The organism is Candidatus Kuenenbacteria bacterium (assembly GCA_012797775.1).
GTDB lineage: Bacteria > Patescibacteriota > Patescibacteriia > UBA2196 > GWA2-42-15 > JAAZMX01.
This window is the reverse complement of record JAAZOM010000015.1, coordinates 1-23,872: the sequence shown is the minus strand read 5'-3', so window position 1 is coordinate 23,872 and position 23,872 is coordinate 1. Positions and strand designations below refer to the sequence as shown.

Sequence of the window (23,872 nt, the reverse complement as noted above, 5' to 3'; positions counted from 1 at the left end):
CAAATAAACAAAAAAGAGGCAGAAATAAAACTGAATGAAGAGGAAATCCAAGAAACAGAGCTACAAATAAAAAAAACTGGCGAGGATCTCGACAGGACGGCTAAAGACATACAGGACAAACAAGACAAGATATCCAAATTTATGCGAGAGCTCTACCAAATGGATCAGAATAGTGATCTGGAGATAATTGTGATGAATGATTCTATTTCCGATTTTTTCAACCAGCTGCAAGCTACGGAAAAAATACAGGGAGAAATAAATGACATTTTGATAGCCCTCAAAAAAGCCAAGGCTGATCTGGAGGGTGAAAAAGCAGATTTGGAGGGTAAAAATTTGGCTCTGAGCGAGCTCAAGGCAAAGCTAGAAAATAGAAAGGCTAATCTAGAAGATCAGACCGATGCCAAGCAGTCAATTTTACAGCAGACAAAAAGCTCAGAAGCAAGATACCAGTCTTTGATAGCGGACCTGAAAGAAGAGCAGGGTAAAATAAACGCTGACATAGTCACCCTAGAAAAAGCCATGAGGAAAAGGCTGTCCTCGAGCGGTACTAGCTTGGAAGAATTGGGTGATGTTATTCTGACTTGGCCAGTGCCAAGCCGGGTGGTAACCTCTACTTTTCATGACCCAGATTATCCTTTTAGACATATTTTTGAACATCCAGCAATTGATATAAAAGCAGGGCAGGGCACGCCAGTCCGAGCGGCAGCCAGTGGTTATGTGGCTAGGGTGCAAAATGGTGGCAAAAAAGGTTATTCTTACATTATGATTGTCCACAATGACGGCTTTTCTACGGTTTATGGGCACGTGAGCGCGATTTATGTGTCTACAGACCAGTTTGTGACGCAGGGCGAGGTTATAGGGCTTTCTGGGGGCGCTCCAGGCACATCTGGGGCTGGCCGGCTGACAACTGGGCCGCATCTGCATTTTGAGGTGCGCTTGAATGGCATACCGGTTAATCCGGAAGACTATCTGCCATAAATAATGCAAAAGGCAAAAATCAAAAATAAAAATTTTGGTATCCCGCATTAGAGCGGGATGATTAATTTAAATATTTGTATTTTTCCTCACCTCTCTGAGGGGAGGTGGTGAGTCCCACATGTATTTAGCGGGACGAGTCAGAGGGGTGGGAGATAACCACCGTACTGGGTGTTGAGCCCACCACCCCGACCCGATAGTAATCGAGTCACCCCTCCTCAAAGAGGAGGGGAAAAGTACCCAGGTAATTTTATGACTGATTTCGAAAAACAAATCATCGAAATATTCTCCCGTGTCGGAGATATTTTTAATTTGGATGGCTATAAATTTCGAACGATGCGGCGAGTGGTGGATAGCGAGGGCAGGGGAGTAATAAATCTGAAGAAATCATACCGACTGGCGTATATTAATCTCAAGAAAAAAGAAATTACGATTGATATTTATACGCCGAGATTTCGCAAGGAAAAATCTATTGCTTCAATTTTAAAAATATTGGCGCATGAGATTGCCCATATTCAAAAACCGCCATTCAGACAATTGTATCGGCGGCGGATTATTAGCCGTCAGCATTATCCGGAGTTTTACAGCCAAGTAGGGGAGAATATAGAGAGGATGAGGAGAGATATACTGCTTGGGCAATATTTTTAATAATCTTAACTGCGCTTGTCATCCCCGGGCGAGGAGCTACTGCGACGAGACCCGGGGATCCACAACACCTTATTGTTCTAATAAATTCTTTTCTTTTTGTTTTTTTGTCTGGATTACCCGGTCAAGCCGGGTAATGACAGTGGCTATTATTTGTGGTAATATTTATTTCGGCCAATATCAGCTATATATGAAAAGTCGATGGTATTCACTATTGACTTTTTTGTTTATTTATGCTATGATATAAGGAAGAAAAATGCACATTAAAAACCAAATAAATCAATAAAACCCCAAATTGAGAGGGAATTACCATGAAAGCACTAAAGATTTTTTCGGTGAGCGTGTTCGCGGCTATGCTCCTACTCGTGGTGGTCTTAGAGATCCACTACGAGATCACGAAAGGACCAGATCCGTATCTGGTCCACCGCCTCGACCCAGGCCGATTCTCATTTAGAAGCGGCTGGTCATACAGAGTCGGCACGCATTACAAAAACTACTCCGTCGATTCTTACGACTATGTCGTAAAATCAGACCAGATGGCGTATGGCGACACCACCTGGCATAAAATCATGCTAAGCGACGGGTCGCCTAATGTCGGGATCTCACTGACCCCGGAAAACGGACTGGTTGTTATACGTTTTGATTCCCTCCCGCCCTACCACCCGCTCACGGTGTACCCGATGGCGCGGTACCACGGGGACTCTACATGGTACATATTTAACTACCCCGGGGAGTTCAAGGAGGGTATTGCGACCTTCGGGCATGACCACATGCCGATTGGGGAGTCACGGCCGGAAATTAGTGGCCCTTACGACTACGCCTGGGAGTACGCGATAAAAGTGCTCGACTCCCGGGTTTTGCCGGATCGTGACGGCTGGAAAATTATCCCGGCGCGCCCCCGATAATCAACCGTCTCCGTAACCCCGAGTTAGCAACGGCGCGCGCAGATTCCACGGCAAAAACCCTGTCCGCCGACAAGCCTAAGGGTGGCGGATTGCGGGTTATCCTCCGCGAAAAATAAACTCCGCTCGCAACGCGCCCCACGCCCCATGCCGCTCCCTGTTGCCTGATCAGGGAAAAGTTTGAAAAAAATAAAAAAATAGGCAAAAAAAACGAGCCCCGAATCTTGTACAGATTCCGGGGCTTTTTTCTTTTCTGTAAAATGTCATTGCGAGGAGGCGCGAGAGATTCTTCATCGCCCCGCAGTAGCGTGGCGACTCAGCCCGCCTGCCGGCGAGGCAGGGATGACAGAAGAGGGGAGATCAGCCTAATGAATGATATTTTTTATGAATATCTTTGAGACGCTTGTTGGTGACATGAGTATAGACCTGGGTAGTAGTGATGCTTGAGTGGCCGAGCATTTCCTGAATAGCACGCAGATCTACGCCCTGGGAGAGCAGGTCAGTGGCATAGGAGTGGCGGAGAGTATGCGGCGAGGTAAAAATCGGCAGACCAGAGAGCTTGGTATAGTGTTTTATAATGCGCTCTATTGAGCGGACAGTCAGGCGTCGGGATTCGGTGATATCTTTGGTGGGGCGGAAATTGATAAAGAGGGCAGGGTCATTGTCTTTTCTTTGGTTCAGATATTTTTTGATCCATTCAAAAGAGCGCTCAGAGATATAGACAGTGCGTGTTTTATTGCCTTTGCCAATAACAGACAATTCCATATCAGTTAATTTGAGATTAAATTGGCTCACGTTAAGCGACATTAGCTCAGTAACTCTTAGGCCGGTAGAGAAAAGTACTTCCATGATAGCCCGGTCGCGGAGACCTTGGAGGGTTGAGGTGTCTGGCGTTTCTAATAATTTTTTAATTTGTTCAATATTTAAAAATTTGATTTTTTGATCTTTGACTGCATCTTTGGGTAATTTTATTTTTTCTGAAGGTAATGATTGGATATCGCGATCAGCAAAATAATTCAGCAGGCCGCGGAGAGCAATAAGGTAGTAGTGCTGGGTGCTCTTCTTGAGCGTCTCGCCGTCACGGGAGCCACGAGAGCGGGCTAGAAAGAGCTTGTAGGTCCAGATATGGTCCGAAGTGAGCTCGTGGGGCTTTAAAATATCTAGGCCCTTGGAGTGGAGAAAGGAGGAGAATTTATTTAAAAACATTTTATAATTTTCTTGTGATTTATTGGATAAACCTTTTTCTACCTCACAATATTCTAGAAAATCAATAATATGTTGGTTTATAGGTTTGTTTGATTTTTGCATATGTTATGTGTCGTTTAACCAATGTTATGCGACGTTATGTTTATAAATATATTGGGGCTTTTGGCCCGCTTCCCTTACATCTTCTATTATACCACCCTTACTATTTAGCTGACAAATTTAATCTCAGAATTTTTAATTAATTATTTTCAAGTAATTATTTAATTAATTATTTTTTTAAATTATTAATTAATTTATTCTTTGATAATTAAACTAATTGGTAATTGAAAATTATTTCTGGAGCTATCCCCTACTTAATCATTTTCCGGATCGGGGCATCCAGAAACCGTGTCAGGCTGCGGCAGTCTTTAAGGATGATGGTCGGTTTCAGTTGTAATAAACTTTTTCTACTAAAAATTTTGGGTAATGCAACAGAAATAATACCGTGGTCTAGGGCGTTGGTAATGTCTTTTCGGGCGGAGCTGACGGCGATTATTTTGTTTTTGGTCGCTTTAAATGTTTTCAAAATATAATCAAAGTGTTTTTTGCCCTTATCGAAGTTTGAAATTTTTATCAGCCTCCCTTGATACAGAGCTCCGCCTCTGGCGCAAATCAAAGTGAAGTATTTCGAGAGACGCAATTTTTTATCTAAGCGAGCGATGTCCCCCACTGGCACAGCGGTAGTGATGGTGAAGTAATATTTGTTTTTATTTTTTTCTAAAAATTTTTTTACATCGATAAAAATTTTAAATTTATTTTCAATTTTAAATAAATTGGCACGGTAATCTTTTTCGGTTTTAATTAAAATTTTATTAGTAATAAGCTCTGGCCGGGCAATTTGTTGATAAGCAAGACGAAACTGATCCAAAGAATTTTGTCCACTGGATTCTAGGTAGAGCTGGGCAAAGTAGCCAATGCTTTTTTTGATATTAAAAAAATGTCCAGCGTTGGTGGACAATGATTGGCCGGCACACCTGGCCTTGAGAGAATAATTATTCAAAACATTACCATCTAGGCCGAAAATAAGTACTTTTTTCTTCATTATATTATTTCTTTAAATTGCTCTGGGGTCCATCTGGGAGAATTGAACAAAACAACCGCCAAGTCTCGTCCCTCGGTCCAGTATTTTTCTCCTTTGATAAAATGATAAATATCACCTTTATTAATTTCAAAATCGCCAAACTTTGAGTGGACTGTCCCTGACCCGCCAACAATATAATATATCTCCTCGCACTCACTATTCGTAGCCAGTCCTTTTTGTGGGAAACGTCCATTGATGTGAGCCCTGGAAAAACTTAAATTTTTACTAGGTAGATCATATTCCCAGATAGTAGTGGAATTATTGAGTTTTTTTTCTTTGGCTTGCTGCGCGGAAATTTTCATAATGAAATATAAAAATTGGCTAATTATTTTGATGGTTTTTTTCTATTTTTTTGCACCAGATGCCCCTGCCGGACAAGGTTTTATCATTTTTTTTAAGCTGTCTTATTATTCCGTTAATCCGGTGATTTCCGTCAGCGACACAAAATGTTCTATGGGTTTGATTATAATAAACTTCTGGCGGTCCGTAAGATGTTGTCTCGCTATAACTCGGAACGACGGAAAGGTGCTCGATCGGTATAAGAATATGATATCCTGCTTTTAGGTCATTAAACCGTTGGACGAGCTTACTAATATCGATGTCTTCGCAGTCGGCCAAAAGGCTTTCAGCGGCAAATTTTTCCGGGGATTCCCGTGGCTCAATAACTATGGTTTCTGGCGAGTCAGCATTTGGTTCGAATAATTCCATATAGTTTTGTTAGCTTGATAATGTGGTGTAATTATCATGTCTTACTTTTATGAGCAATAAGAAATAACAAATAAAATTTAAATTATCTATATTGTCTATTCCTCTACCAACTTAATACTCGCTCCTAGGGCGGACAATCTTTCTTCCAGTTTTTCATAACCGCGGTGGATGGGGTAGACATTATAAAGAGTGGAGGTGCCTTTGGCCGCGAGCATAGCGACAAGGATAATGGCGGCTGGGCGGAGGGCAGGCGGGCAGACGACCTCGGCCCCTGCCAATTTGGTCGGACCGTCAATTTCCACACGGTGTGGATCCATGAGGGTAATATTCGCGCCGAGACGATTGAGCTCTGGATAGTAGATAGCCCGATTTTCATAGGTCCAGTCGTGGATAAGGCTCTCCCCTTTTGCCTGTGTGCAAATCGGCACAAAAAATGGTAGGTTGTCTTGATTGATGCCGGGGAAAGGCAGGGCGTGAATCTTTTCCTCAAGCGCTTTTAATTGAGACGATTTGGTGGTAATATCGACCAAATTGGTAAAACCATTGCGCCCAAGATATTTTTTGGAAAGGGAAAACTGATAGCCCATTTTTTCTAATTTTAATAATTCTAATTCTAAAAAATCAATAGGGCAGCGCTTGATAGTAATGGCAGAATTGGTGGTGGTGGCAATAGATAGAAAAAACATGGCTTCAATCGGGTCTTCGCTGATTTCGTATTCAATATTTTTATTAATACTGTCTAGGCCAATAACCCTAAGGGTGCTCGTGCCAATACCAGTAATTTTGACGCCCAATCTTTGCAAAAAATAGCAGGTGTCTTGGACCATATAGTTGGAAGTACAAAATTTGATAGTAGTCTCCCCCACTGTCTGGGCCGCAGCCATGAGAATATTTTCTGTGACTGTATCGCCGGATTCATACAAAACTATTTCCGTTGGTTTTAATTTTTTAATATTAACAACATATTTATCTTTTTCTGTTTTGATATTTAGTCCTAATTTTTCCAAGGCATAAAGATGGGGTTTGACAGTGCGGCTACCAAGCTTGCATCCACCGGCCTGGGGTATTTCATAGCTACTAAATCGTCCAGCCAGGGCGCCAAGCGCCAAGATAATACTTCTGGTTTTTTTGGCTGCTTCGACATTGATATTTTTGAGGTTAATTTTATCAGTAGGGCCGATAATTAAATCTGTACCCTCCTTTTTGATTGGTACCCCAAAACTGATTAGGACCTCAACTAGGCGATTAACTTCTTCAATGCCTGGGATATTTTTGAGCCGAGTGACTCCTCGATTGATAAGTGAAGCAACAATTAGAGAAACGGCAGAGTTTTTGGCGCCGTTGACGGTGACAGAGCCGGATAATTTTTTGCCACCGGTAATAATAAATTTAGCCATAAAGTTGGTTGAAATTAATAAAGATTTGTGTTATTTTATATAGTAAGATTAACAAACTTTATAATGTTAGGCAAATTTACTTATTTTTATAAAAATTATATATGACCTTGACACACAGAAGAATTATTTACTCTTTTTTTATAGTTGTTTTTCTGATAGCTGTCTGGATTATTGTTCTAAGGGTTTCCGGATATAAATATGATTTTACCAGAAACTCTTGGGAAAAAACCGGGATGATTTTTCTGGAGACCAAGCCAGAAGTGGTCAGTGTGTATTTGAACGACAAGCTGGTCGGAGAGAAAACGCCCTTGAGGATAAAAGATTTATTGCCAAATAAGTATAAGCTAAGGATTGAAAAAGGCGGTTGGGGCAAATGGGAAAAAGAAGTTCAAATAAGTGCTGGCCAAACCGACAATATACAATATGTGAGGATATTCAGAGAAAAGGAAATACCGAAAATGGTTTTGAAGGGGGAAATTTTACAATCAGTTATTAGCCCGAATGGAGAAAAGGTTTTGATTTTAAAGCAAGGTGATAAGAAGGAATTAATCTTGTCTTTGGTAGACCTAAACGATGGTTCAGAGATAGAAATAAAAAGAATGACAATGTCAGAAAGTGTTAAAAGAATGGAATTTATAGACAATGGCGCCCGAGCAGCAGTTTTTTCTCAAAATAATGTACGCTTAATAAGTTTGAATAATTCAGCGGTGGAGACAAATTTGAGCGAAATTTTAAATAATAAAAAATTGAATAGCATTAAAATAGCCGATGGCGATAGTGAGAATGTTTATTATATAAATAATGAACAACTGTGGAAATATAATTGGCTTTTAAGGAAAGAGGAACTATTGCTCCCCTATACGCCAATTGATTATTTGCCTGGCAATGGTAAGATTTATTTTTTGAGTAACGAGTTTTTGAGTAGTATCAGTTTTAAAATTTTAGATATAGAAAATAAAAAAGAACCAGAGAATGTGGCTTTTTGGGAAAAGGGAGAATACCAATTTTTGGGAACAGGAGGACGCTTTTTGACAGTTAAAAAAGACTCTGATTTATTGGTGGTTGATGTACTTAACAAAAAAACAGAATTGGTCAGAGGTGGCCACTATGCAAAATGGGGCAATAGCCAAACAGAAATGCTTTTTGGTGATAGTTATGAATTGTGGATATATAGGCCAATGGCCGAAGATAATAAGTATTTAATTTTAACTAGAGCTGGTAGTAATATCAACAGCAGCGAATGGTACCCACCGGAGAGTCATATTTTTTATGCCGAGTCTGGTAAGATAAAAATATTGGAGAACATGGAAAAAGAAAGGTGGGCGGTTGAATTGGGACAGTTTGACGAAGTAAAAGAAATTTTTATAAACAAAAAAGGCGACAAATTGTTTTTTGTCGGCTCAGTGGCACAAACACCGGGATTTTACCAGTTGGATATACAATAATTAAATAACCAATTTTTTTTGTAATCTTTCTTTGGCCAAAATTTGAGCTTCAAAATAGCTTTCCAGCGTGCCGGCATCGTGCCAGATGCCCTTGATAATACCGACTGCCAGTTCTCTTCTTTCCAAATACCAATTGTGCAAGTCAACTATTTCTGTTTCCCCCCTAGTGCTAGGCTTGAGAGCGGCAGCAATTTTTGCAACCCGATGGTCGTAAAGATAAAAACCAGTAATAGCATAATCGCTGATCCATTTTTTGGGCTTTTCTACGATTAGTTGGGCTGTTTTATTTTTATTGAACTTGACTACGCCCGATCTTTCCGGATCGGGAACTTTTTTGGCAAAAATCTTGGCACCGCTTTTAAATTTTTTGACATCTTTCGTGAAGTCATCCTCAAAAAGGTTGTCCCCAAGAATGAGAGCGACGTTTTCCTCATCAATAAAATTTTTACCAATCACGAAAGCTTCCGGCAAACCGTTGGGGTTGTCTTGAACTTCGTAGGTTAATTTGCAGCCAAAGCGGCTGCCACTGCCTAAAAGTTTGAGATAATCTCCGGCATGCTCGGGTGCCACGATAATCATAATTTCCCGGATACCAGCTTTGATCAGGGTATTCAGGGGATAGTAAATCATCGGCTTGTTGTAAACCGGAAGAAGTTGTTTGGAGGTCACGTTGGTCAGCGGGCGGAGTCTGGTGCCAGATCCACCGGAAAGGATGATACCACGCATAAATTTAAATTAAATAGATCAAGAAAGCCAACCGAATAAATAGAGATAATGTACCAAAAATTGAATTTATAACCTTGCTATATTTATGATAAGATTATATTAGAAATTATGCAACTACTTTTTTTAAAAAAGGCCTATTTCCAATTTTTGGCTCCATTGGTGCTATTGGGCCTAATTTTGAACATCTTGGCCCTTAAATCGCCTATTTTGGGCCTAATTTTGAGCCTTATTTGGTTGGGCTGGGCTGTCTTTGCGATAAAAGGAAACGGTTTTGCTTGGATCAAGGCCCTATGGCTGGTATTGGCGTTTTTAATTATAGCCAATTCAGTTGTTTTTTATATATTTAATTTGAACACCCTGAACATACTTTTGATATTAAGTGTTGTTACTATAATGGGTTTTTTTATTAACAAAGAAGAACCGGCCAGTCAGATCGGTCGAAAAAATTTTATATCCATAGACCGGGGAAGAATAATTTCATTTTTAATTTATTTGGTTTTATATACGGCGACTGGGGTTTTGCTTTTTCTTAATAGTTCGGCGGAGGCAATAAGGACACCGTGGGAAGTCGTGCCTAAAATATTTTTTGTCTTTTATTTTTTATTGATATTGACACTATTGGCTGTAATTTTTATTTTTTCCGACGATGATGAGAAAAAAAATAAGAGCAATATTTTTTTGATTAGTCTACATTTTTTATTGACTTTTTTGGTGGCGACAATTATTTACAAAATTGGTTTTGGTTTTGATCCTTTTGTGCATCGCGCGGCCGAGACGGCCTTATTCAAATTGGGATATTTGGACCCAAAACCCCTGTATTACATTGGTCAATATTCTTTGGTTATCTGGTTATCAAAAATATCTTTTTTGCCCATAGAAATTATTGATAAATTTTTAGTACCGGTTTTGGCAGCAGTGTCTTTGCCAACAGTAATTTTTAGTTTTTTTAAGAGTTGGGTAAAAAATCAAAAAATCTTGTCGGGGCTAACTGTTTTTTCTCTATTTACTGCCACTCCCCTATTTTTTTATACGGTGCCACAAAGTCTGGCCAATTTGATATTTATAATTTTAATATTTTTTAGCTTACCCGAGATAATTAATAAACAAAAAATATTTTTTATCCAGTGGCTGATACTAGCGGCAATATTTTTTATTCATCCCCTAACGGGCATACCGGCTTTTATTTGGCTGTCATTTTGGACTATCAGAGGGCTAAAAATAAAAAGTATTTTTAAATTTTTATGGGGTATAATTTGTTCTGTCTTGCTGCCATTATTTTTTATAATATTGCAAAAAACTAGCCGAGGATTGGGTGTAAGTTTCAAATCAGAAAATTTGCTTGATTTCGGCCAGTATCTTTCTGATAAAATTCTTAATTACCTGCCATTCTATTCTGTTTATCATCTTTTATATTTCTATGGCTTGAATGTTTTTTTACTGTTTATAATTATTTTTGTGACCGGTTTTATTTACTTAAAAAACAAAGATAAAGAATTAGCCAGTAAATACTTAACTTTGTTTTTAATACTGCTAATAAATTTGATTTTAATTAGTTTTATTAATTTTCAGGCAGTGATCGACTATGAGCAACTGGAGTTTGCTAAAAGATTTTTACAAATAATAAGCTTGGCCGCCCTGCCGATATTCTTGATTGGCTTATATTTTATTTTGAGAGCCGCCTTGAGACTAAAATTCGGCAACTGGATAATAATATTTTTTGGTAGTTTGATTTTAGTTTTTTCTTTATACCTGTCTTACCCACATAACGATGCTATGGAAAAGGGCCGGAGTTATGCCGTATCTAAACATGACAGAAAAGCTGTCCTAGTGATTGAGGAAGATAGCTCCGGACAAGACTACATAGTTTTAGCTAACCAGTCGGTATCAGCTGCGGCTTTACGGGAATTCGGGTTCAAGAAATATTATCAAAGCAATCAGCCAATATTTTACTATCCCATACCGACATCTTCACCTTTGTATGAGATTTATTTGGATATTATTTATAATGGCGTGACAAGAGAAAAAATAGAAAAAGCCCGTGAGCTCACGGGCGCAAAGAAGGTGTATCTGGTGGTTAGTAGCTATTGGCTAGATGCCAAAAAAAGAGTGACTGAAGCCGGAATGCTGACGGACAATTTCATAAACATTGAAGATAAGGTGTGGGTATTTGGATTTTAAAATAATTTTTATTTTCCAGTACATCCTGTGGATATATGGAAGTGCACTATACTACTGCCCTCATCTTTATAGTCCAGAAAATTGCCGCGGCACGCTTCTGCGGCTTTTTTCATTTTATCTTTATAACCAGCTGTTTCCCAGCCCCACTCATTTGTTATTCTAAAATCCGCAGCATGAGATCCATCTAGTTGATAATGGCAAGAATTTTGTGTGTGGTCGCAACACCCCTGACCATTACTGCCAGAAGGGCATGGCACATATGCTGTTCTACATTTTTTTATACCATCGTCATCACTGATAGAGGTTATTATTAAACTAAAAGAAAAATTTGGGTCTTTGTTTTTTTCTTCGTCTATTTTAGATCTAAAACAGTTTAGCAGTTCAACGAGAGCCGGTGACGCGTCCTGACATTGATCTGCTTTTATTCCGCCGGTTGTAATTCCCGCACAGTTGCCACGACACCCACTTTCAGTGCCATCTTCCCAGCTAGATTTACAGCCAGCACCGTTGCTATTTTGTCCACCAGTTGTGGGGGTAGTCGGTCTTTCTGTTTCACAGGTTGGTCCTTTCCACCATTCACCACCGTTGAAGTTACTTTTAAATGTCCCGCCAGAAAATAAATTAATAAACGTACCAACAAGAAGATAGGATGCCAAAATTATTAAAATGGCAAGTAGGGTGTTCATTATTTTGCCTTTTGCCACCTTGACTGCCTCGGCGTTGCCCCAGTTCATGACCATACCGCTGGCCTGCCAGAGGCCAAAAAGAAGGGCTAGGGCAGCAGTAGACATAAAGATAAATTTGGCAAAATTGAAGGCAACCTTTAGTACATCACAGAGGGTACAGTTGCCAGTGGCTTTACAAGCGTCAATGCCATCTACTAGACTGAAGGCGTGAGTATATTTTAAGGGTAAAAATATGACCGCTAAGAGAACAACGATCAGAAATATTTTTTTCATAATTTTGGTTTGAGTTGTTATTATATTTTAATTATAATATTTTTTATCTTGAGAGTAAAATTATTCATAACGCAGGGCTTCAACTGGATTCATATTGGCGGCTTTTTTGGCCGGATAAACCCCAAAAATCAAACCAGTAATGACAGAGAAACCAACACCTAAAAATAAGCCAGTAAAAGAAAATTTGAAACCCCAATCAAAACCAAAGTTCTTGGCTAGGGTAAAAGCGATAAAGCTAAAAAGAGAGCCAATTAAAACTCCGACCAACCCGCCAAGAAAAGTAAGAAATATAGCCTCCCAAAGAAATTGCCAGAGAATATTTTTACTAGTAGCACCAACACTTTTGCGCAGGCCAATTTCATAAGTTCTTTCCAGCACAGAAACATACATAATATTCATAATCCCGACGCCACCAACCAAAAGAGAGATGCCGGCGATGGCGGCCAAAAGAAGGGTAATGCCACCGGTGATAGTATTGATCATGCCCATTGCCTCATCGGTAGTAGTGACCCCAAAATCATCTTTTCTGGGGTCGGTGATTTTGTGTCTTTCGCGTAAGGTATATTCAATATTGGCGGCGGTGTCGGCAGCCAAATTTTTATCGTTGATATAAACGGTAAAGTACATAATATAGTCAACACCCATTATCTGTTTTTGCAAAGTGCGCAAGGGCAGATAGGCAATACTGTCCATATCATAGAAAGAACCAGAGCCTTGTTTTTCCATAACACCAATAACCCGAAAATTTTTATTACCAACTTTGACCAATTGACCGACCGCTTCGTCTTCACCAAATATTTTTTCTTTCAGGGTGCCCCCGAGCACAACAACCCTTGATTCTGAGAGATCTTCTTCTTTGGTGTATGGCCGGCCGGTGGCCACCTTTAATTTGCTTAGCTCAAAAAAACTAGAGGAAACGCCCCAAAGCATCGCAGTTTTTGTGGCATCTTGGCGGGACAATATTGCTTGGCCCATCTGGCCGGCGTAAAAACCACGTACGTTTGGTAGTTTGCCCACAGCTTCAGCGTCTTCCAATTTTAAAGTGGTAATGGTAATGCCCTGGGCCATATTGGTGGCATTGGAGGAAGAATTTTTACCAGTAGTGGGGACTTTTACTTCGACTTGAATAAAATCAGAACCAAAAATTTCCACTTGCTTTAAAACAAAACCCTTTATACCTTGGCCCATGTTCATGACAATAATAATCGAGGCAACGCCAATCAAAAGACCGAGCACCGTCAAGGCGGAACGAACTTTGTGGGCGCGAAGGGCGCGGTAAGCGATTTTGAGCGGTGATAAAAATTGCATAAAATTATTCATGACGCAAGGCTTCAACTGGCTCTAGGCGCGAGGCTTGACGAGCTGGATACCAGCCGAAGACTACACCAACCAAGCAAGAGATAAAAACGCCAACTAAGACAGAAGGAATGGTAACGACAAAATCCCATTTATAGTCAAGGTACTTGGCGACAATAGCGATAAGGGCTGAAAAGGAAATACCAAAAATTATACCGATAACCCCGCCGAGTAACGTAACCATCATTGCCTCAACCAAAAATTGATTTTGGATATTTTTTTCCGTAGCCCCGACGGCCTTGCGCAGGCCGATTTCTTTCATTCTTTCATTGACAGCGACAAGCATGATATTCATTATGCCAATACCGCCAACAAAAAGAGAGATGGCGGCAATGCCGGCTAGGAAAAATTTTAGTGCATCAGTAACTTGCTTTAGTGCATCGAGTGCCTGGGCGGCGGCTCTGGCGGAAAAATCAGCTTCTTCAGGTTTATTGATATCATGGCGCTCCATGAGTATTTGACGGGTCTGCTCCAGAGCATTTTGTACCTCGGAGTCATTGACGACTTTGGCTCTGATCATGCTGACATGATTGATACCTAATAATAATTTTTGAGCCACAGAAAGCGGCAAAAATATGAGCTCGTCTTGGTTTTGAAAAGCAACTACTCCCCTTTTGGCTACGACGCCGATGATTTTCAGATTGACACCTTTGATTTTTATTTCCTGGCCAAGCGGATCTTCGCCCCCAAATAAATCTTCGGCCGCGCCATAGCCCAAAACCGCCACCCTTGCCATGGCCTTATCATCGGCCTCGTCGAAAAAATCACCAGAGGCCATTTTGACCTCTTCGACCAGCGGGTAGTCGGCATTGACTCCGACAAAAGTAGCATCTATTTTTTGATTTTGCCATTGGGCAGTATCAATACCCCTGACATAACTAGAAACGGCGGTTATTTCTTTTATCTGTTTGAGGGCCTCGCCATCACTCTCTTTCAAGCTGGTAACAACTATGCCCATGGCTGAAGCTGGCGGGCCATTTTCATCGCTATAGCCAGGCAAAATACCAATGAGGCTGGTACCCTGAGAATTTATTTGATTAAAAATCAGACTTTGGGCTCCGGCACCGACAGACATAATAATAATAACAGCGGCGACACCAATAACAATACCGAGTACGGTTAAAAAAGATCTTTTTTTGTTTGATCTAAAATTTCTAAAGGATAATTCTACTATGCGTAAAAAGGTCATAAAAATAAAACCGCCGTTTTTGGGGGCGGCAGTTTACTTAATTAGGCCGCTTTTAACATCAACTCTATTTTTTACCAATTCATCCAAGACAACTTCGCCGTCATACATTTTGAGAATGCGCTTGGCTACGGCTGCAGTATATTGTTCATGAGTGACCAAGATAATAGTTTTGCCTTCATCATTGAGGCGACGCAAAATTTCCATGACTTGCTGGCCAGATTTGGAATCAAGGTTGCCAGTGGGCTCATCGGCAAAGATAACCTCTGGTTCATTGACCAGGGCTCTGGCGATGGCCACTCTTTGTTTTTCGCCACCAGATAACTGGTTGGAGAAATGCTCTAGGCGATGCTCGAGCCCAACACTTTTTAAAGCATTTTCTGCGGCGTATTTTTTATCCTTGGCACCATTATATTCTAAAGGTAAAATAACATTATCTAAGACGGTAGTACGAGGCAAAAGATTGAAAGATTGGAAAACGAAACCAATTTTTTTATTGCGCAATGCTGCCAACCTGTCGTCGTCAAATTCACTTGTATCTTCGCCCTCAAAAAAATATTTACCACAAGTTGGACGGTCCAAAAAGCTCAAGATGTGCATGAGGGTAGACTTGCCAGAGCCAGAAGGGCCCATGATAGCAACAAATTCACCCCTGTTTATGACACAATTGAGGTGGTGTAAGACCTTGGTTTCTACCTCGTCGGTGATAAAATCCTTACAGATATCTTTGAGGTTTATAAGTTCTTTGGTGGCTGCCATAGCTATTTGGTTTTAGTAAAGGTAATAACATCTTCACCCTCATTGATGCCAGAGAGTATTTCCATATATTCATCACCCCTGAGGCCGGTGGTCACGGTTTTTTCTTGAGGCAGGCCATTGACCAGAACTTCTACTATTTTGACGCCATTTTTTTGTTTGACAGCCCTGAGTGGTACACGAAGAACATTTTCAACCTTATCGGTCTCCATAATAACATTGGCGGTCATGCCGGGTTTAATGCTGTCTATGTTTTCGTTGAATTGAACTTTAACTTCATAGTAAACAACATCCTGAATTATTTTTTCGGCTGGATTGACAAAGGTGACAACGCCAGGAAATATTTGTTCTTCGCCAAAAGAATCAAGGGTGATCTCAGCTTTTTGCTCGGCCTTGACTTTGGCAATATCTGATTCGGGGATATTGGCTTCTATTTCCAGTTTTGAGTCACCAATCATTTTTATAACCGGGGTGGTGAGTGAGTTTTGTTCGCCTATTTTATTATTCACCTCTGTGATAACACCATCAACCGGCGCCTTGATAATAACATCGCTGAGGTTGGCTTCTGCTAGAGCCAAACTGGCCCGAGCTTTGGCTACGCCGGCCTCTGCTGATTTTATATCATAGCTTTGGGGCTTGGCTTTTTTCAGGGCCAGCTGGGCTTCGGCCAAAGCCAAAGAGTCTTTGGCAGAAACAACTAAATTTTTTAATTTGGCTAGCTGATCGGTATAATAAACTATCTTGTTGGTCCAGTTGGCTTCAGCTGTTTGCAGGGTAGTTTTGGCGGTGGAAATATTAGACTGTTCTGTTTGGATATTTCCGATAAGGGCATCTAACTCTGTTTGCGTTAAATCACTACTGGTAATAGTAGCGGCCAAAACAGAAAAAGCATCAGAAAGATATTGCCTTACACCGTCCAGGGCTTTTTTGGTATCATTAATAACCGACAAAACAGTTTCATCGGGTGAGTCAGAGCCAAGGGTATCGCTCCTTGTTTTGGCATAATTCACCGCACTGGTTGCAGCAATTTCACTATTAGCAGCAGTGGTAATACTAGAGCGGTTTAGAATCCCGAGGGTATCTTCGGCATCATCATCTTTGAGAGTGTCCTTGGCGGTTTGTATGGCGTGCTCAGCGACTATTATTTGATTATTAATAGAGGCAATGGCGGTATTTTTTAAATTTTTTAGCTCTGTTTCGCGGTTCAATTCTAGATTGGTTAGATTATTTTCAGCACTGGCTAGGTCTTGTTTTTTTTGGTCAACATTTATTTCTGAAATGCGAATATCCTCTGGGGTGGCCCCGGAAATTATTTTTTCCAAATTGGCCTGGGCTTCAATCAGGGCGCTATTGGCATCAGCGACCCGGCTAGCCAAAGCGGCTGTATCAAGAGTGGCCAAGAGGTCTCCTGTTTTTACTTTATCTCCTACTTTCACCTTGATAGTTGTGATTTTACCCGTATTTTTAAAATTTAAATTTATATCTTCAGCCGAGGCGACAGAGCCGGTGACATCAACTGTCTGGATAACTGTCCCGATTTCTGCTTTGGCGGTGGTGTAGGAAACAGTGGTTTTTTTACTACCAAAAATCAACACAGCAAAAATAATTACTGCGATTACAACAACAGCGACAATGATCTTTTTCTTTTTCATAAAAATTTTTAACTTAATTTTTGTGTAATTAGGTCTTCGGCCATTTTCGGATTGGCCTTGCCTTGAGACTCTTTCATAACTTGCCCAAGAAAAAATTGCATCAGGGCAGTTTTGCCTTTTTTAAATTGCTCAACTTGGGCAGGATTATTTTTTATAATTTTATCAATGATGGGCTCTAGGTCGGAAACATTTTCCAAAAGATGCAATCCCCTATCTTCTAAAATATCCGTGGGATCGCCGCCCTTTTCTACCATTTGATCCAAAATTTCCAGGGCATTATTAGAATTAATTTTATTTTTATAAATCAAGGTGATAAATTCAGCAAAGTTTTCGGGGGTTAGGGGCGAATTTTCGAAGGTTTTGCCTTTGCTGGTCATGACGGGCGGTAATTTATTGATCAGCCAGTTGGCTACCAATTTGCTCAATTTGCCCCGATATTTTTCCCAGGGGTCAGCATCTTCGAGCTCGACTTCATCCAGATCAGAAAGCCAACTATGGAGTTCACTCATGGATTGTTCGGCAAAATCAGCCAGTTTTTTATCGAGAACCAAAAGTTTGGCATCACTAGGGGTAAAATCATATTCATCAATAAATCTTTGAACTTTGGCTTGGGGCAATTCTGGTAATTCCTGTTTTATCTTTTCAATGTCTTCATCAGTCAAGATTATGGGTGGTAAATCAGGCTCAGGGAAATAGCGGTAGTCGTGGGCTTCCTCTTTATTCCTTTGGCTATAGGTAGTTTGTTCTTTGTCGTTCCAGCCACGCGTTTCCTGGATGACCCCCTCGCCAGTGGATAGTAATTTTGTCTGACGCATTATTTCATATTCGATAGAGCGCTCGACCGCCTTGAAAGAATTGAGATTTTTTACTTCTACTTTGGTACCGAGCTTGTGAGTATTACTAAGTGAAATATTGACCTCACAGCGCATCTGGCTTTTTTCCATATCAGCATCAGAAATATCCAGCTGGCGGAGAATTTTTTGGAGCTCCTGACAAAATTCTTTGGCTTCGCCAGCAGAGTGGATATCGGGTTTGGTGACTAATTCCATGAGTGGTATGCCGGCGCGATTGAGATCCACCAGAGAATCCGTCTCACTTTGGTCGTGGATAAGGCGGCCGGTGTCTTCCTCGAGGTGTATGCGTTCAACGCCTATGCGACTATGGCCGAAAATTAAAATGCCATTGGTGCAAAGTGGCTGATCATATTGGGAAATTTGATAACCCTTGGGTAAATCTGGATAAAAATAGTTTTTGCGGTCAAATTTGGAGTGCTTGGCGATAATACATTCGAGGGCCAATCCGGCTTTAATAACCATCTTGATTGCCTCCATATTGATAGACGGCAGCGTGCCTGGCTGGCCAGTACAGATAGGACAAATATGACTATTGGGTAATAATTCCTCAACGCCTATTTTCCAAGAAGTATTGGCACAAGAGCAAAACATCTTGGAATTAGTTTTGAGCTGAACATGTATTTCTAGCCCAATAGTGGGCAAATATTGATTATTGTCCATAAAATAAAAGAAAATTGTAAATTTATTTTAACATATTTTCGACAAAAATAAAAGCCCGGTCAAAAGATGATCGGGCTTTATTCACTGTTTACTAATTGCCTCATTCTTGCTCAAGGCATGTTTGGCATTTTTGGCGGTTATAGAAAATATATTCTCCCTCACCAACACTTCTCCAACCGTGGCTAACTCGGCTGGCTATTTCCCAACTAAATAATTCCGCATCTTTTAAAACAGCGTGATCACAGGCGTATATCTCTCTTAATTTTACCAATATGGGTTGAGGGTTATTCATTTTTTGTCCCTCCTCTTTTGAAAAGCACTCTTAAACACGCCAGGCAAAGGTTGGGCAAATAAACAGCATAAATATTTTTGTCTCTCTTTTGCCAACCACGCCTAATGTTTTGTTCAAGTTCATCAACTCGCATATTCATAGCTCTGGGGTAGCCGTGTCCACATCGGAATACATTTATCCGAGTAATGCGGGCGATGGCCTTGGGGTTTGAAATACGAACAATTGTTCCCATTTTTTCTCTCCCGCTTTTTGTTTTTATTCCTTTTTTGTTTGGACTAATTAATTTACAATAATTCTTATTTTTTAACAAGAGCCCAGATTTTTTGGTGGATTTCTTCGATGGAAAGAAGTTGGTTATTTTCGACACAATTGATAATGTGCCAATAGGAAAATTTTTCTGTTAGGTATTTATAAGTAGCGCGCGATTTTTCTAAATGCCCCAGATTATTCTCTAGGCCATCTTTTTTGCCATTAATATACTCTTTACCGTCTTTGCTTCTTTGTTCTATCAATCGAGTGACTGTGGCCACATCAACATCGAGAAAAATAACCATGTCTGGTTCTGGTATTTTAAAGGTCTTAAATTCTAGTTCTATCAACCAATTGAGAAAATTGGCTTTCTCTTGATCGCCCTCGATTTTGCTAAGTTGATGTCCCATGTTGGAAGTGGCGTAACGATCTAGTACTACCGTTTTGCCAGCTTCCAGCCACTTGCTCAGCATTTCCTTAGCTTCGAAGCGATCACAGGCAAAAAACAATGAGGCGACACGCGGATCTAATCCCGCCGCGTCACCGAATTCGTTATTTAAATATTGGTCAACTAAAATACCAAAAAATTTTTGGCCATGGCGCGGGAAAGAAAAAGTTTCCACGTCCTCTCCTTCTTGCCGAAGGCGCTCAACAAGTTTTTTGGCTTGGGTAGCCTTGCCAGAGCCATCAATACCTTCAATAACAATAAGCTTGCCTTTTTTGCTCATACAAATTTTTTAATGATTTTAAAATACAAATTCAAAAATGGATTGCCAAGATAATCCAAAAGCGGATTTTTGATTTCCTGAAATTCAATACGCCCAGTCATAAAATCAAACAGCTGATAGTCGGTAAATTTTCTATTTTTTTGAATAGCACGCCGAGATTTAATAATGCCGGCTAAATTCCAAATAACCCAACCATAAGCTTTGAGCCGTTGCCAGAAAAAGCCACGAACCAGCGAAAAGATAATTAACCCTAATTCCATAACTAGCCAAGCTGGAAAGGCCAGAGCTAGCGTGCGTAATTTGTAAAATTTGAGAGTAAAATAGAGGCGATTTTTTTCCAGCCAGAAATAGCGTTCTTTATTTTTTTTAGAAGGAAATTTGTAATGATGATGGACAATAGAGTTGCTAACGGCCAAAAGATGCCAGTCGGTGAGCCGAGCGCGAAAACAAAAATCAGAGTCTTCATGATAGGCAAAATATCTTTCATCCAAGAGGCCAATTTGCTCAAAGACTGCGCGGCGGACCACCACAGCAGTAAAGGACAAATAAGCTGGTTCATAGTCGCTTTGGCCATATTTTTGAAATAACTGGCCAATGGGCCAGTTGTCACCAAAAGAGTAGCCAAAACCGAGAAAGTGAAAAGCATTGCCAAAGCTGTTGACCCGATTTTTCTCTGGATAACGAGTGATGAGCGGCTGGGCCAAGCCGATCTCTGGTTTATTTTCCATTTTTTGGATAATAATATGCAACCAGTCGGGCTCGACAATGGTGTCATCGTTTAATAGAACAATATAATCGGGGTTGTGCTTGAGAGCATAATTAATGCCCTGATTATAACCGGGGGCAAAGCCAAGATTTTTTTCATTGCGAATAATGGTCGGAAAATTAAACATTTTTTTCTGCCAATCATTTAAAATTTCTAGGGTTTTGTCTTTGGAGCCGTTGTCCACTACCACCAAATTCCAATTTTCTTTGGGGTAGTCCATGTTTTTGAGTGACCAGAAAAGGTCGGATAAAAATTTTTCCGAATTCCAGGTGGCAATGATGATAAAAATTTTTGGCATAGTTTAATCTTTTTTTGAATCATTTAGTGTTTTATCGCGGACCACCCTGGTGATCTCGTGCTCCATTTTTTCCAGGCGGACAAAAATACGAAACATAAGATAGAAAACAACCACTACAGCAACATACAAAACTAAATCAGTGCCACGGCCGATACCAAGTAGGTTGGCAAGGTAGGTCAGAGAACTGGGCGTGAAAAAGGCCACTCCGACAGCCAACCAAAAAATAAACCACATGGCAAATTCTGTAGGTTTTAATTCCTGCCGGCGGAATTTGGCGACGACACGCCAGAGGGCGAAAAGACAGAAGAGAACGGCGAGGATTTGAATTAACATAAAAAATAAATTATTTATTTAGGCTTTCCCATTGTCTTTTTAATCTATCTCTAAAAATTTGCAATTCTTGGTTGTCAGTAAATTGAACCCAGGTAATGCCGGCTACACTATATGATTCTGAGCTTAAAAATCTATGAAGAATACTTTTTTCTTCATCGTTTTTTGGTGGCATATACTTATTAAATAAATTCCACAGCATCTCACCACCTTGTATTTTTAATTGAAAGCCACGATTGCCACTTTTATTATATAGGTTCATGAATAATTCCATTTGATTTCTGGCAAAAGCATCTTCTTTTGGTATTAATCTTAAAAGTTGGTCAAAGTTTGGATTATAGCCAGTTTTCTTTTTGGTGAGTAAAAAATCACAGTGCTGTTTTATGGCTTCTGGCGGTATACCAAAAAGAAGACCTGCTTGCATATTTTTTAACAAAATAACGCTCTCGTCAGCTTCCAAGCTGGCGGTGTTATTAAGATCTAAGCTAACAATATATTCCCCCAAGTCGCAACCTTCTTTATAGTCTGGAAAAAAGTGTTTATTGCCAGCTATGACTCTGGTTGTTAAATTTTTATTAATAATATAATTGCCAATAATTATAATTTCACTTCTTTCTTCATGACTACCTAAAATTGCATCTATGGAGCTAACATCTTTCTCGTCTAGAGAAGATACGGGTTTAATACCCAAAAGCACAGATTTTATATAATCTGGTATTTTTTTTGTAGCTCCCTGTTCTATCTCTAAAATCCTATTCTTTTCTGATTCCGCCATATTTATTTGAAATTAATTTTTTATTATTCTCCCTGCTACTAATTCTTTTATCACCTTAATTCCCCCTTTCAAACCCTGACCATAGCGATGATAGTCGATCCGAACCGCTACTTCAGTGTAGCGGATTTTGTTTTGTTTGACGAGACGCATAATCTCGGTGGCGTGAGCCATGCGATCTTGGGTGAGTTCGATTTTATTAGCGATGTCAGCCCGGAAAGCGCGCAGGCCGTTGTGTGCATCGGATAATTTGAGACCGGTAAAAAGGTAATTTACTAGGCGGGCTAGTGGGTGGAGAAAGTGTTTTTTTGTCCAGGGGACTTTATTGGTATTTTCTAATAGATACCGTGACCCGAAAACAAAATCCACTTTCCCCTCCTCTATGGGTTTTATCAGCGCGGGAATATCTTCCGGATTGTGCTGGCCGTCGGAATCAAAATGAATAATAATTTCCGCGCCATTTTTGACGGCAAAATCAGTACCAGTCTGGAGGGCGGCACCTTGACCACGATTCAGCTCATGCCTGAGTAATGTGCAATGAGTAATGAGTAATGAGTAATTGGGTACCGAGCCGTCGTCAACAACAACAATGTCATCAACATAATTTTTGAGACCGGCTAAAACTTGGGCTAATTGCTCTTGATTTTCATTGTAAACTGGGACAACGGCGGTGGTTTTCATATGGTTTCAGTTTAGCATTTTGGGAGCGATGTAAGCAAGATAAGTGGTAAGTATCAAGCGAGCTAAGTAAATCAAGTAAAATAAAAGAACCCCAGAGAGAATAAATCCTCTTTGGGGTTCTGTACAGACCGGCAGTATAGCTAATACGTTGACTAGCTTCTACCTGATCCTTTACTACTCTTCTTTCCCGGATTTGCCTGCGGGACGGAGCTCTTTCAGTTGCGCGAAGGTGAGGTTTATTTCCCCACCAATCACTTTGATTCTTCCTGAAGTAATTTCGATCTCGGCGGCCCCTTTAACGACAAGTGGTTCCGTGACCTGCTTGGCCGATTCGGCGGTGGCAGGTTTTTCAGGCTCGGCAGCGGCACCGGCTTCAGCGGTGGGCTCATCAGTGGTCACCGGGGTAGAAATTGGCTCTTCGGCGGGGAGGATCTCCTCGTCGAAAACTTCCTTCCCAGTCCCAATCGCTTTTCCGATTTTATCGGCGGTGTCATCGCTGATTTCCGGAACGGATTGGGTGGAGCCACCAATGGGGGTAAAGGTGCCCTTGAACTCGGCACCCTCGATTCCCCAACAGGGATTGAAACAGGCCCACTTGCAGTGGACCATGAATTCTTTCCCGGCTGATGTACGGATTCTGGCCCGGAAACCAGGTTCGTTATGGAAGTGCTCTTTTTGCCGGCCTCCACCCCTGTAGAACCCGGTTTGTTCACCGTTCAAGATCCCCCTCTGAACCGGACCAATGAACTGGAACCCCTGCCCGGCTGTCGGTAGCAATGCCTCATGGGCGGCCGCGCTGACTTCTTCTTCGGTCGCCGACCAGAAGTCCGGTGGCTGGTTGATGAAGGGCTTGCGGGTAAGGCGGAACGCACCATAAATAATGGCGCAAACTAAGGCCAGAGCCGCAAGGCCGAGGAGAAGTTTGTTCGTGGTCCACCAGGCCTCCCATGTCGTGAGCTCTGTGGGCTGGTTGGTCGTGTCCTTGGCATCAATTGCATTAGGCGCCGCATACGGATTGTCCACGAGATACT

General features: G+C 40.8%; 25 protein-coding genes. 5 read left to right on the top strand and 20 right to left on the bottom strand.

Annotated elements, in window-relative coordinates:
* From GYA54_02030 to GYA54_02020, 3 genes are all read left to right on the top strand, one after another.
* The coding region (locus GYA54_02030; GenBank protein NMC51490.1) for a peptidoglycan DD-metalloendopeptidase family protein at positions 1-978 on the top strand (978 nt) is incomplete at its 5' end.
* Positions 979-1,227: 249 nt separating this feature from the next.
* Positions 1,228-1,623 carry a hypothetical protein gene (locus GYA54_02025; protein ID NMC51489.1) on the top strand — a complete coding sequence of 132 codons (396 nt, stop codon included), beginning with the start codon at positions 1,228-1,230 and terminating at the stop codon, positions 1,621-1,623.
* Between the two features lie 308 nt (positions 1,624-1,931).
* On the top strand, positions 1,932-2,525 hold the full coding sequence (locus GYA54_02020) for a hypothetical protein (GenBank protein NMC51488.1): 594 nt from the start codon (positions 1,932-1,934) through the stop codon (positions 2,523-2,525).
* A 357-nt stretch (positions 2,526-2,882) separates the two neighbouring features.
* On the opposite strand, the gene GYA54_02015 is transcribed toward GYA54_02020, so the two are convergent.
* The 5 genes from GYA54_02015 to GYA54_01995 form a co-directional block, all read right to left on the bottom strand.
* Positions 2,883-3,830, bottom strand: a complete 948-nt coding sequence (locus tag GYA54_02015; GenBank protein ID NMC51487.1) for a tyrosine-type recombinase/integrase — start codon at positions 3,828-3,830, stop codon at positions 2,883-2,885.
* Positions 3,831-4,077: 247 nt separating this feature from the next.
* A complete protein-coding gene (locus GYA54_02010) occupies positions 4,078-4,809 on the bottom strand; it encodes a hypothetical protein (protein NMC51486.1) in 732 nt (243 codons plus the stop codon).
* Entirely contained in the window at positions 4,809-5,150 is a 342-nt protein-coding gene (locus GYA54_02005; protein NMC51485.1) for a hypothetical protein, read from the bottom strand. The genes GYA54_02010 and GYA54_02005 overlap by 1 nt, the downstream gene beginning before the upstream one ends.
* A 19-nt stretch (positions 5,151-5,169) precedes the next feature.
* Positions 5,170-5,556: a hypothetical protein gene (locus GYA54_02000; protein ID NMC51484.1), complete on the bottom strand. Its 387-nt coding sequence runs from the start codon at positions 5,554-5,556 to the stop codon at positions 5,170-5,172.
* Between the two features lie 95 nt (positions 5,557-5,651).
* A complete protein-coding gene (locus GYA54_01995; protein ID NMC51483.1) occupies positions 5,652-6,953 on the bottom strand; it encodes a UDP-N-acetylglucosamine 1-carboxyvinyltransferase in 1,302 nt (433 codons plus the stop codon).
* 101 nt (positions 6,954-7,054) lie between these two features.
* On the opposite strand from GYA54_01995, the gene GYA54_01990 reads away from it, so the two are divergent.
* Positions 7,055-8,398 carry a PEGA domain-containing protein gene (locus GYA54_01990; protein ID NMC51482.1) on the top strand — a complete coding sequence of 448 codons (1,344 nt, stop codon included), beginning with the start codon at positions 7,055-7,057 and terminating at the stop codon, positions 8,396-8,398.
* Here the strand turns inward: GYA54_01990 and GYA54_01985 are convergent, their stop codons facing one another.
* Complete coding sequence (locus GYA54_01985; GenBank protein NMC51481.1) at positions 8,399-9,124, bottom strand: NTP transferase domain-containing protein; 726 nt, start codon at positions 9,122-9,124, stop codon at positions 8,399-8,401.
* 108 nt (positions 9,125-9,232) lie between these two features.
* Between GYA54_01985 and GYA54_01980 the strand changes: the two genes are divergently transcribed.
* Positions 9,233-11,302: a hypothetical protein gene (locus GYA54_01980; protein NMC51480.1), complete on the top strand. Its 2,070-nt coding sequence runs from the start codon at positions 9,233-9,235 to the stop codon at positions 11,300-11,302.
* An 8-nt stretch (positions 11,303-11,310) separates the two neighbouring features.
* Here the strand turns inward: GYA54_01980 and GYA54_01975 are convergent, their stop codons facing one another.
* The 14 genes from GYA54_01975 to GYA54_01910 form a co-directional block, all read right to left on the bottom strand.
* Positions 11,311-12,261, bottom strand: a complete 951-nt coding sequence (locus tag GYA54_01975) for a hypothetical protein (GenBank protein ID NMC51479.1) — start codon at positions 12,259-12,261, stop codon at positions 11,311-11,313.
* Positions 12,262-12,321: 60 nt separating this feature from the next.
* A complete protein-coding gene (locus tag GYA54_01970; GenBank protein ID NMC51478.1) occupies positions 12,322-13,569 on the bottom strand; it encodes an FtsX-like permease family protein in 1,248 nt (415 codons plus the stop codon).
* 4 nt (positions 13,570-13,573) lie between these two features.
* Complete coding sequence (locus tag GYA54_01965) at positions 13,574-14,806, bottom strand: FtsX-like permease family protein (protein NMC51477.1); 1,233 nt, start codon at positions 14,804-14,806, stop codon at positions 13,574-13,576.
* A 33-nt stretch (positions 14,807-14,839) separates the two neighbouring features.
* Positions 14,840-15,562, bottom strand: a complete 723-nt coding sequence (locus tag GYA54_01960) for an ABC transporter ATP-binding protein (GenBank protein ID NMC51476.1) — start codon at positions 15,560-15,562, stop codon at positions 14,840-14,842.
* A gap of 2 nt (positions 15,563-15,564) precedes the next feature.
* The gene (locus GYA54_01955) at positions 15,565-17,211 is read right to left on the bottom strand and encodes an efflux RND transporter periplasmic adaptor subunit (GenBank protein NMC51475.1); all 1,647 of its coding nucleotides are present in this window, start codon (positions 17,209-17,211) and stop codon (positions 15,565-15,567) included.
* Between the two features lie 8 nt (positions 17,212-17,219).
* Entirely contained in the window at positions 17,220-18,725 is a 1,506-nt protein-coding gene (gene gatB / locus GYA54_01950; protein NMC51474.1) for an Asp-tRNA(Asn)/Glu-tRNA(Gln) amidotransferase subunit GatB, read from the bottom strand.
* Positions 18,726-18,825: 100 nt separating this feature from the next.
* Entirely contained in the window at positions 18,826-19,017 is a 192-nt protein-coding gene (locus GYA54_01945; GenBank protein NMC51473.1) for a hypothetical protein, read from the bottom strand.
* The gene (locus tag GYA54_01940; GenBank protein ID NMC51472.1) at positions 19,010-19,156 is read right to left on the bottom strand and encodes a hypothetical protein; all 147 of its coding nucleotides are present in this window, start codon (positions 19,154-19,156) and stop codon (positions 19,010-19,012) included. The genes GYA54_01945 and GYA54_01940 overlap by 8 nt, the downstream gene beginning before the upstream one ends.
* A 157-nt stretch (positions 19,157-19,313) precedes the next feature.
* Positions 19,314-19,994, bottom strand: coding sequence for a dTMP kinase (gene tmk, locus GYA54_01935; protein ID NMC51471.1), 681 nt, complete (start codon positions 19,992-19,994; stop codon positions 19,314-19,316).
* Positions 19,991-21,058, bottom strand: coding sequence for a glycosyltransferase family 2 protein (locus GYA54_01930; protein ID NMC51470.1), 1,068 nt, complete (start codon positions 21,056-21,058; stop codon positions 19,991-19,993). Before GYA54_01930 ends, tmk begins: the two co-directional genes overlap by 4 nt.
* 3 nt (positions 21,059-21,061) lie before the next feature.
* Positions 21,062-21,391, bottom strand: a complete 330-nt coding sequence (locus tag GYA54_01925; GenBank protein NMC51469.1) for a DUF2304 family protein — start codon at positions 21,389-21,391, stop codon at positions 21,062-21,064.
* A gap of 10 nt (positions 21,392-21,401) precedes the next feature.
* The gene (locus GYA54_01920; protein NMC51468.1) at positions 21,402-22,163 is read right to left on the bottom strand and encodes a hypothetical protein; all 762 of its coding nucleotides are present in this window, start codon (positions 22,161-22,163) and stop codon (positions 21,402-21,404) included.
* Positions 22,164-22,175: 12 nt separating this feature from the next.
* Positions 22,176-22,841, bottom strand: a complete 666-nt coding sequence (locus GYA54_01915) for a glycosyltransferase family 2 protein (protein NMC51467.1) — start codon at positions 22,839-22,841, stop codon at positions 22,176-22,178.
* Positions 22,842-23,015: 174 nt separating this feature from the next.
* Positions 23,016-23,872, bottom strand: an 857-nt coding sequence (locus GYA54_01910; GenBank protein ID NMC51466.1) for a hypothetical protein, incomplete at its 5' end; no start/stop codon positions are given.